At 56.2% G+C, this 2,158-nt stretch carries 1 protein-coding gene and 1 CRISPR repeat array; the gene reads right to left on the bottom strand.

Going from position 1 to position 2,158, the window contains the following annotated elements; all coding sequences use genetic code 11:
* Positions 1 to 152: 152 nt before the first annotated feature.
* A complete protein-coding gene (locus PHQ58_RS17985) occupies positions 153 to 1,232 on the bottom strand; it encodes a sensor domain-containing diguanylate cyclase (protein ID WP_300113655.1) in 1,080 nt (359 codons plus the stop codon).
* Positions 1,233 to 1,548: 316 nt separating this feature from the next.
* Positions 1,549 to 2,158: a CRISPR direct-repeat array (repeat unit 37 nt; unit sequence GTTTCAATCCACGCCCGCCATTGCTGGCGGGCGAATC).

Raw genomic sequence — 2,158 nt, 5'->3', positions numbered from 1 at the left:
CAGCTCATCCTTTTGTGCATGGCTGAGTTCGGTGAGGTCGGGCAGGGTTGGCATCAAAACTAATTCTCGCTCACTATTTCATAGCGAACTCAAATTAATCTCCGTTGGGAGCTGAGTAGTTACCATATTTTTGCCATCGACCTTAACCCGGTTTACGCGAGGGTGGTAGGGCCAGACAGGCAAACACGGTTGCGCCCTTCAGCCTTGGCGCGAAAAAGGGCCTGGTCCGCGCGGTCAATCAACTCGGCGGGTGTCAGGCGGGTATCCGCCGTGCAGGCCACACCAACCGACAGGGTGACAGCAAACGCTTGGCCGTTAACAAGCCATGGATGTGCAGCGATCTGGTTGCAGCAATGTTCCGCACGCTCTTGCGCGGCTTGCACGTCCACGCCGGGCAAGACCAGCAAAAACTCTTCGCCACCGTAACGGCAGCAGATGTCACTAGAACGGGTTTCTTGTTCCAGAATAGCGGAGACCTGGCGCAAGACCTCATCACCCACGCTGTGACCGTGGTGGTCATTGACCAGCTTGAAGTGGTCCAGGTCAATGAGCAGCAAACTTAACGGCGCACCCTCGCGCGCGCAACGGTCAAACTCCCTTTGCATGGAATCGTGGAGGTAGCGACGGTTGTACAAACCGGTGAGCGGGTCGCGGTTGGCTTGCTCGGTGAGTTGGGCTTGCAAGGACTGGATGGCCTGGATTTGGCGCTGCAGCCCCGCCTCACTCTGGCGCAACTTGGAACGCGTTTCGCTGAGGGCAACCGTGCGCCTGTGGGCATCGAAGGCAAACAGAATCAGATAACCCGATAAAGACGCCATGCTCAAGGCACTCACCAGCAACGAGGTGTCGAGCGTAAAGTGCCAGCCAACAACCGCAAACACCAGCAAGACCCCCGCCAGAAACGCACCAAGCGCCTGCAGCACGCCTTTGAATGCGCTGAACGCCACCATGTTGATGCAACCACAGATGAACAAGGTGTAGGTGATCCACAGCGGAAACCCCAGCACCGCAGCCCACACGCCGAAGCAGAAGTTATCAAACAACAGGTTCTGGATTTCTGCCGCCAGCGGATCTTTTGCATGGCGGGCACGCCAAAACACCACATGGGGATAGACCAAAAACTGCAGGCCCATGAACAGCCAGAACCAAAGGCCGTACGCATGCTCGCTAAAGTGGACCGCCAACACGACAAAAGCCGCCAGCCAGGAGCCCGCGCGGTTCCTGTAGTTCATGCGAACCACCCAGTGGATTGGTGCTGCTGGCGCGTCAGTCATGTGATTCAGCGGTTAGGCAAGTTGCCGTCCAATACGGGGCATATGGAGGTCAGTTCGATTTTTTGATCTGAAAGTGTGTGGCGCATTTGTGAATTGTCGGCGACCATGGCCGGCACAAGAAGTCCGTTTTAGAATTTATCATGGATATATTTCACTATGAAATATATAGCTTCTAGCGCCTTATACATAAGGGCTAGAGCACTACTTTATATAGACTAACCATTGCTGGCAAGCGAATCATCAGTGTCGCGGGCCTAGTGGCCGATAGCGCAGTATTTCAATCCACGCCTGCCATTGCTGGCGGGCGAATCAAACAGTGAAGGGTTATCGCGTACAGGTGCAAGTGTTTCAATCCACACCCGCCAGCAATGGCGGGCGGGCGAATCCTCCACCCACCCACGCCATCAACGGGCTCAAGGTGTTTCAATCCACGCCCGCCATTGCTGGCGGGCGAATCGTACGCAGAAACTCAATGTCAAGATCAATAGCCAGTTTCAATCCACGCCCGCCATTGCTGGCGGGCGAATCGCACCATCGCGTGACACCCCGGCGTACACCGACTGGTTTCAATCCACGCCCGCCATTGCTGGCGGGCGAATCAATGAACTCGGCAACTTTTCGCATGTGCTTATGTGGTTTCAATCCACGCCCGCCATTGCTGGCGGGCGAATCGCAAGAAGGCAAAGCCAGCAGCACTCAAGTCATGGTTTCAATCCACGCCCGCCATTGCTGGCGGGCGAATCCGCCGAGAACCTTGCACCCTCGATGGGGGCATTGTTTCAATCCACGCCCGCCATTGCTGGCGGGCGAATCGCTTTCAACGCAGCACCTGCCGCATTGGGCAAAAGTTTCAATCCACGCCCGCCATTGCTGGCGGGCGAATC

Origin of the sequence: Rhodoferax sp. (assembly GCF_028688795.1) — a bacterium.
In the GTDB taxonomy this organism is placed as follows: domain Bacteria; phylum Pseudomonadota; class Gammaproteobacteria; order Burkholderiales; family Burkholderiaceae_C; genus Rhodoferax.
The sequence above is the reverse complement of the archived record's forward strand: the minus strand, read 5'-3'. Positions and strand labels throughout refer to the sequence as shown.